We start from the raw sequence: 7,343 nt of genomic DNA on the forward strand, positions 1-7,343 counted from the left end.
ATCAGAACTTAACTTTTTATCCATTCATATAGACGAAAATTCTACATCATTAAGAAACTATTTAAAAAGTTTCCTTTTATTTGGAACAATTCCATATTTGTTAGAATACTCCCATTGCAACCTTTCCCTTTATATTCTATACTGCATCTTCAATTACAAAATACAAACACACAAAGAGGGCTGCATCAGCCCTCTTTAATTAACATGCTTTTTACTTAATGCGTCGCACCGCCGCACGCTACAATATCTACTTCCACTTCCGTCGTTACCTCGATTGCCAATTCTATCCCTTTACTAATAGTAGAAAGTGACATACTCGGTTGACCTGGATAGTTAGTAGCTTGTTCTGGTAAGAACGGAATATGAACAAATCCACCTTTTATTTTCTTATCATGTTTTTCTAGTTCATGCATGAGACCATAGAATAAGTGATTACAAACAAATGTACCTGCCGTTTGTGAAACAGAAGCTGGTATACCTTCTTCGCGAAGTTTTTTCACGATTGCTTTCATCGGAAGTGTAGACCAATACGCAATCGCTCCTTCTTCTACAACCGGTACATCCACTGGCTGATTTCCTTCATTATCAGCAATTCTTGCATCATCAACATTAATTGCTATTCGCTCTATCGTAACATCTGGTCTGCCCCCAGCTTGTCCAATACATATAATAATGTCAGGCGACAACTCTTCTATATACGCTTTTAATACTTGTATCGATTTATGAAATACCGTTGGAACTTGTTTACTTATAATCTTGTATTCTCCAATTGTTTTTTCATGTAAACTTTTTGCGACTTCCCAAGCTGGGTTGATGCTTTCTCCTCCAAACGGATCAAATCCTGTTACTAATACTGTTTTCATAGTTTCACTCTCCTAATTAGAAACGATATACAAGGCCGTACATGATAAACATATTTATAATGAAAATAGAAAGAGCAATTGGTACTTGCGCCTTAATGACTGCATTCTTATCTTTCAATTCTAAAAGCATTGCCGGAACAATATTAAAGTTTGCTGCCATTGGAGTAAGCAACGTTCCACAATATCCAGCAAACATACCGAGTGCTGCCATAATTGCTGGGTTCCCGCCGTGCATTTGAACAATTAAAGGCAAGCCAATTCCGCCAGTAATAACCGCAAACGCAGCGAAAGCATTTCCCATTACAACTGTGAATAGCATCATTCCTAAACAGTACGCCATAACAGCAACGAATGGATACTCTGTTGGTAACACTTGTCCGACTAAATCAGAAACGACTTGGCCAACGCCAGATTTTGCGAAAATACCGCCAAGCGCTGCTAACATTTGTGGTAAAATAACAGCCCAGCCGACAGCCTGTAGTAATCTGCTTCCTTCTTGAACAGGCGTTGTTATTTTCGCTTTTGTAATACGCATCGCTGCAACGAATGCGAGTAATGCACCTAACGCTAATGCAACTAACGTTACTTTATCAGGATCAACAAGAGAGACATTTCCCCATTTGATTTTCCCTAATGTCAGTGTACCGATAATTGTAAAAATAGGTATTAACAGTGCAGGCATAAAAATTTTATTCTTTAATTTCTCAGCATGTTTCACACGTTCTTGCACTGGTACTTCTTTCTCCTCAGATTTTGTTACTTTATTTAATGAAGCTAAAACGACCATAGCGAGCACAATACAGCCAACATAAAATGAAGGTATTACATTTCCAAATAAAAATGTAACTGCAAACAATGCCCAAAATAAGCTAGAACCGAATCGGTTTGGATGTTCACGATCAAATGCAATACGAACAGCGATAAATGCAACGATTATTCCTAATACATAATAAATTGTATCCATTGTTATGATGTTCATCTTATATAGCCTCCTTCTCTTGTTTTTCTTCTGCCTTCATTGTTTTCTCTATATACTTATCAAACCTTCTAAACCTAATCCAGCTCACAATAAGGGCAGATATCGCAGTTGGAATACCCCAAAGCGCCATATCCCATACACCGACATGCATACCTACTGAATCGAAGAACCCTTTCATTAATAAAATGGCACCAGTTGCGATGAAAATATCCTCTCCGAAAAACCAAGCTGTATTTTCCGCAGCTGCTGCGTTTGCTTTAATCTTTTCTCTCAATTTTTCAGGGAGTTTACCATATTTACCTTGTGCAGCTCCTTCTGCCATTGGCGCAACTAGCGGTCTCACTGTTTGCGCATGACCACCGATATTAAGTCCAAGTGCTGCTGATGATTCTCTTATCGTAAAATATGACATTAATACTCTTCCAGTTGTTGCTCCTTTTGATTTCGTTATAAGTGCTTCTGCTCTTTCTTTTAAACCGTAACGCTCTAAAATTCCGATTACCGGTAAAGTTAATATGATTGGCATAGACATATATCTGTTTTCTATGAAAAATTTACCGAACATGCTAATCACATCATAAAAACTTAAGCCTGAAACCATACCAGTAACAATACCCGCAACCATTACTACTAACAGTGTATTTAATCTAAATAAAAACCCAACTGCAACAAGTAGTATCCCAATTAATTTAATCATTTCCAGCACTTCCCCTCATTTATTATTTCGGTGCACTTATAGAAACACCGTTAAGTTCGAATGTTCTGTATATTTTTTCCGCAAATTGTACTGCTTTCTCTCCGTCCCCGTGTAAACATATCGTTTGCGCCTGAACTGCTACTTTCTCCCCATTAACCGATTCTACATACCCTTCCTTCACCATTTGAAGTACTTGTTTTATTGCTTCATCTTCATTTTTTATAAGAGCATTTTCTTCTGTACGACTCGTTAAAGTTCCATCCTGCTTATACGTACGATCAGCAAAAGCTTCTTGTACGAGAGTTATATTATATTTTTCTGTTGCCCTTATAAACGCCTCACTATTCGCTAATCCGTAAAGTAATAATCCAGGGTTAATATGATAAATTGCTTTTGCGATTGCATCCGCAATTTCCGAATCAGTTGCCGCCATATTATATAACGCACCGTGCGGTTTTACATGTTGCATCTTCCCACCGGCAGCTTTAACAAATCCTTCTAATGCGCCAATTTGATATAAAACATAATCATATACTTCACTTGCTGAAACGTGCATGTTCCTTCTCCCAAATCCAATTAAATCAGGAAATCCAGGGTGTGCTCCTATTGCTACGTTATGCTGCAGAGCTTTTTCAACCGTTTGCCTCATAACGGCCGGATCACCAGCATGAAAACCACAAGCAACATTTATAGAGGAAACGAACGGAAGAATTTCATCATCATTCCCCATTTTATAAGCTCCAAAACTTTCTCCTAAATCACAGTTTAAATCAATTGTAGTCACGATGTTTTCCTCCTAATCTCAGCTTCGTAAAGCGATGAATTTCTTTAATAGACTCATACTTATTTCCTGTTCTATATATAAGTGTGCAGCTTCTTCCATAGTTATTTTTTCAAAAGTTACATAGTCTCCTGGTTTCAGCTGCGCTAGAAGAGGTAAATCTACTGAAACTACATTTCCAATTCTCGGATAACCACCTGTCGTTTGTCTATCCGCCATTAATATAATAGGCTGTCCACCATTCGGTACTTGAATTGTTCCGAATGTAACTGGGCTCGATAAAATTTCTATCTCTTCAACTCTATTTAAAACATCTCCGTCAAGCCTATATCCCATGCGATCCGCATAATTGGATACTTTATACTCTTTCGAAAAAAACGACTTTATACTTTCTTCTGTAAATTGATCATATTCAAAGTCTGTTATGACGCGAAGAATAGGCTGCTTCTTATATTTCGGTAAAGTATTGTTACAAATTGCCCACTTCGTTTTTATACGCTCTTCTTCTTGTAAATTTCGAATGAAACGACTCCCAACTTCTGCCCCTGTACCAATTTGAAAATAATCTCCTTTTTTCAGCATTCTCCCTTCAATACCGCCAAGAGCAGCACGTATGTAAGTACTTTTACTTCCCATCGTACGATCAATATTTATACCACCCGCAAAAGTCACATACGCCCTGCAACCGCTTTTCGCTTTTCCGAGACAAAGCATGCTTCCTTCTTCAGCTAATACGGGACGCCATAATGGAATGCGTTCTCCATTTAACAACGGTTCCATATCTGCTCCACCAATCGCGAGCAAAGTCGTTTTCTTGATTAACAATTTAGGTCCCATTATTGTAATTTCGAGTCCAGCCTCATTCTCCTCATTACCTACTAACATATTAATCATCCTGAGCGCATTTTTATCCATAGCCCCGCCAACAGGTACACCGTATTGTTGATAATGAGATCGTCCTAAATCTTGGACTGTTGTAAACATTCCTGCATGCAAAACCTCTACATCCATTCTTTAGCCCCCTCAAGCGATACGTACTCTTCCTTTGTTATTGGTATAAATCGTAAATACATACCACTTTGAATATATGTTGGTGTTTCTTCTTTTGGATTAAATAGAGAAATAGGTGTTCGGCCGATAATATTCCAGCCTCCTGGTGTTTCAAGCGGATAAATACCTGTTTGATTTCCGCCAATACCTACTGAACCAGGAGCAATTTGTAATCGCGGCGTTTCTTTTCTAGGTGTTTCTAGTTCTTTCGGTAACCCGCCTAAATACGGGAACCCAGGTGTAAAACCTAACATATACACGAAATATGTTGTTTCACTATGTATTCGAATAACATCCTCTACTTGTAAGCCTTGATAATGCGCAACCTCTTCTAAATCAGGTCCATATTCTCCCCCGTAACACACCGGTATAGAAATATGTTTCACATCTCGGTTCACTTCTTCTTTATAAGAATCACACAGCTCCTGTATATACTGGCAAACGTGATCATATGGCCTTTCACTTCTCTCGTTTTGCTTCCATACTTCGTACAAATTGTAGTACACCGCTAATGAAGTAAACGACGGAACACATTCAACCATTCCTGCAAACGGATGCCGCCTCAGCGCTTGAAATAATCGTTGTACTTTTTCGTATATATCCATCCCAATTTCTTCACCAAATGTAACAATAATTGCTTGATCCCCTAACGCAGAAAATTTCATCCCACTCCCTCTTTCTATGCCCAAAAGCCGAGTTCTTTCGAAATGCGGTATGCTGTTTCTTTCACTTTCGCAGTAAAATATGAAATGTTACTTTCGCTATACTCAATTGCTAATCCCGAAATACTAATGCCAGCTACAACCGTTCCATCACTTGCAAAAATTGGTGCTGCTATAGCTGCTGTATGATTTTCTAATTCAGAGTAGCTAATTGTGTACCCTTCTTTTTTCGCCATATGTAATACTTCTAACAAATTCTCCTTATTCACGATCGTTCCATCCGCAAACTGCTTTAAATCTGTTTCCTCTATGTACTTTCTTTTCTCTTCCTCAGAAAAATACGATAGCAAAATTCTCGGACATGCACCCGCATAAAGCGGTGCCCTTCTTCCAACCGCCGTATAAACACGTACCGGCTGAGCTCCTTCCATTTTTTCAACATAAATTGCATCATTACCATCTTGAATAATTAAATTTACTGCTTGCCCTAAACTATCTCTAAGCTCTTTCATATAAGGTATCGCAATATTTCTTACGGATAACCTTTGTGAAACAAGTTGACCAAATCGTAAAAAAACGACTCCGAGACGATACTTTCCCTTTTCTGTTTTTTGTAAAAAGTCCATTTCTTCTAACGAGCCAATTAAACGATAAACAGATGTTTTCGGCATATTCGTAAGCTGAACCATCTCTGTTAAACTTAGCTCCTCATGCTCATAAAACAACTCCAAAATATCCATTGTCTTAACTGCCGTTTTATTTATACTCATCCTATCTCCTTTAAGTTCCGAATTTCGGAACTTAAATTCCGTTTTTCGAAACAAACCTATAATTTAAAATTATAAAATATTCTTTCAATTCTATCAATATATTTTTCACAAACAAAAAAGTATGGAAGAATATTTCTCCCATACTTTTGCTTTACTTTATAACGCTCTCACTTGTTTCAACGGCCAGAAAACAGCTTGTCCTTTTCCGACAATTTCATCTTCTGAAATAAACCCAAACATACGACCGTCTTTAGATACTTCACGATTATCTCCTAAAACAAACACTTGGCCTTCTGGCACTTTCGTTTTCCCTGTGATTTGTTCTAACGTAAAATCAGGAGTTAATACACGACCTGACGCCTTTTCTTTAAATTCTTTTAAATACGGTTCTTCCATCGCTTTTCCGTTTACATATAAAACATCATCTTTATACTCAACTGTATCACCTGGTAAACCAATTACTCGTTTTACTAAATCGTACCCTTCTTTTCCGTGGAAGACGATAACGTCAAAACGGTCTAACCCGCTTATACTATAACCAATCTTATTCACGAGAACTCGCTCATTATTTTCTAAAGTTGGCATCATCGACTCACCTTGTACTAATGACGGCGTAAATAGCACCCCACGAACGATAAAGGCAATCGCAAGGGTAATACCTATCGTTTTAATCCATGAGATCAATTCTTTCTTCGTATTCGTCTTCATCGTCTCTCCTCTTTCTTAAATACTTACTTTATTATTCCAACTAACTCTTGTACTAACTTTAGGTCAATTTCAGAAAAACATGACTTACCTTCTCTAACCGCTGTACCTACATGCGCCTGCCTAATTCCAGTTTCATCTAGTAATTGTTTTACATTCTCTTTCGTTACTCCGCTTCCGACAACAAGCTGTATATTCCCTTCACTTTCCTTTTGCATCTCTCTGAGCACCGGAATATTATCTACTACATTTCCTTGTCCGCCTGAAGTTAACACGTGAGTAACTTTATTGAATTTCTTCAAATCTTTCATCGCTTCTACTGGATTTTCTGTATCATCTATCGCACGGTGATACGTTACATTTATTCCATCTACAACAGATAATAAATCTGCTAATTTCTCTTCATCAACTTCATTTTGTTCATTTAACACACCTAATACAACACCAGCAGCTCCAAGATTTTGAGCAACTACAATATCTTCTTTCATCATTTCAATTTCTTCTTCCGTATATGTAAAAGACTTTGCATGCGGACGAATCATAACATGAACTGGTATTTGCACTGCTTCTACTGCTTTTTTTATAAAAGCATAACTCGGTGTTAAACCACCTTCTGTATACGATGAAATGAGTTCAATTCGATTTCCACCAGCATTTTCAATTCGCTTCACATCTTCTAAACAAGTTGCAATAACCTCTAGCATGAGATAACCTCTTTTCGTACTTTTTTCTTATTATACAGTAGGTGAAATAAGAAAAATAGCATTCCACTATAAAACTACAAAAAGAAGAATGAAAAGAAAGATTTATCAAATTTACAATAAATGGAATATATG

General features: G+C 37.5%; 9 protein-coding genes. All 9 read right to left on the bottom strand.

The window, feature by feature from the left end; translation table 11 throughout:
- Positions 1–215: 215 nt before the first annotated feature.
- The 9 genes from pcp to AB3X48_RS14615 all read right to left on the bottom strand — a co-directional run bounded on the left by pcp (position 216) and on the right by AB3X48_RS14615 (position 7,211).
- Positions 216–863 carry a pyroglutamyl-peptidase I gene (gene pcp, locus AB3X48_RS14575; protein WP_016105314.1) on the bottom strand — a complete coding sequence of 216 codons (648 nt, stop codon included), beginning with the start codon at positions 861–863 and terminating at the stop codon, positions 216–218.
- A 16-nt stretch (positions 864–879) separates the two neighbouring features.
- Complete coding sequence (locus AB3X48_RS14580; RefSeq protein ID WP_016105315.1) at positions 880–1,842, bottom strand: DUF979 domain-containing protein; 963 nt, start codon at positions 1,840–1,842, stop codon at positions 880–882.
- 1 nt (position 1,843) lies between these two features.
- Positions 1,844–2,539: a DUF969 domain-containing protein gene (locus AB3X48_RS14585; RefSeq protein WP_000593391.1), complete on the bottom strand. Its 696-nt coding sequence runs from the start codon at positions 2,537–2,539 to the stop codon at positions 1,844–1,846.
- Positions 2,540–2,561: 22 nt separating this feature from the next.
- A complete protein-coding gene (gene pxpA, locus AB3X48_RS14590) occupies positions 2,562–3,323 on the bottom strand; it encodes a 5-oxoprolinase subunit PxpA (protein WP_016105316.1) in 762 nt (253 codons plus the stop codon).
- A gap of 18 nt (positions 3,324–3,341) precedes the next feature.
- Positions 3,342–4,331: a 5-oxoprolinase subunit C family protein gene (locus tag AB3X48_RS14595; protein WP_002161262.1), complete on the bottom strand. Its 990-nt coding sequence runs from the start codon at positions 4,329–4,331 to the stop codon at positions 3,342–3,344.
- Entirely contained in the window at positions 4,322–5,035 is a 714-nt protein-coding gene (gene pxpB / locus AB3X48_RS14600) for a 5-oxoprolinase subunit PxpB (RefSeq protein WP_002110625.1), read from the bottom strand. Before pxpB ends, AB3X48_RS14595 begins: the two co-directional genes overlap by 10 nt.
- Before the next feature lie 14 nt (positions 5,036–5,049).
- Complete coding sequence (locus AB3X48_RS14605; RefSeq protein ID WP_016105317.1) at positions 5,050–5,802, bottom strand: IclR family transcriptional regulator; 753 nt, start codon at positions 5,800–5,802, stop codon at positions 5,050–5,052.
- A gap of 156 nt (positions 5,803–5,958) precedes the next feature.
- Entirely contained in the window at positions 5,959–6,510 is a 552-nt protein-coding gene (lepB, locus tag AB3X48_RS14610; RefSeq protein ID WP_002084707.1) for a signal peptidase I, read from the bottom strand.
- A gap of 23 nt (positions 6,511–6,533) precedes the next feature.
- Positions 6,534–7,211 carry a copper homeostasis protein CutC gene (locus AB3X48_RS14615; protein WP_088099207.1) on the bottom strand — a complete coding sequence of 226 codons (678 nt, stop codon included), beginning with the start codon at positions 7,209–7,211 and terminating at the stop codon, positions 6,534–6,536.
- Between the last annotated feature and the right edge of the window lie 132 nt (positions 7,212–7,343).

The organism is Bacillus sp. S4 (genome assembly GCF_040838205.1).
In the GTDB taxonomy this organism is placed as follows: Bacteria; Bacillota; Bacilli; order Bacillales; family Bacillaceae_G; genus Bacillus_A; species Bacillus_A cereus_U.

Bases quoted from the DNA above. Each gene is read 5' to 3' on its own strand.
- pcp (WP_016105314.1), bottom strand. From the start codon at position 863: ATGAAAACAGTATTAGTAACAGGATTTGATCCGTTTGGAGGAGAAAGC.
- AB3X48_RS14580 (WP_016105315.1), bottom strand. From the start codon at position 1,842: ATGAACATCATAACAATGGATACAATTTATTATGTATTAGGAATAATC.
- AB3X48_RS14585 (WP_000593391.1), bottom strand. From the start codon at position 2,539: ATGATTAAATTAATTGGGATACTACTTGTTGCAGTTGGGTTTTTATTT.
- AB3X48_RS14595 (WP_002161262.1), bottom strand. From the start codon at position 4,331: ATGGATGTAGAGGTTTTGCATGCAGGAATGTTTACAACAGTCCAAGAT.
- pxpB (WP_002110625.1), bottom strand. From the start codon at position 5,035: ATGAAATTTTCTGCGTTAGGGGATCAAGCAATTATTGTTACATTTGGT.
- AB3X48_RS14605 (WP_016105317.1), bottom strand. From the start codon at position 5,802: ATGAGTATAAATAAAACGGCAGTTAAGACAATGGATATTTTGGAGTTG.
- lepB (WP_002084707.1), bottom strand. From the start codon at position 6,510: ATGAAGACGAATACGAAGAAAGAATTGATCTCATGGATTAAAACGATA.
- AB3X48_RS14615 (WP_088099207.1), bottom strand. From the start codon at position 7,211: ATGCTAGAGGTTATTGCAACTTGTTTAGAAGATGTGAAGCGAATTGAA.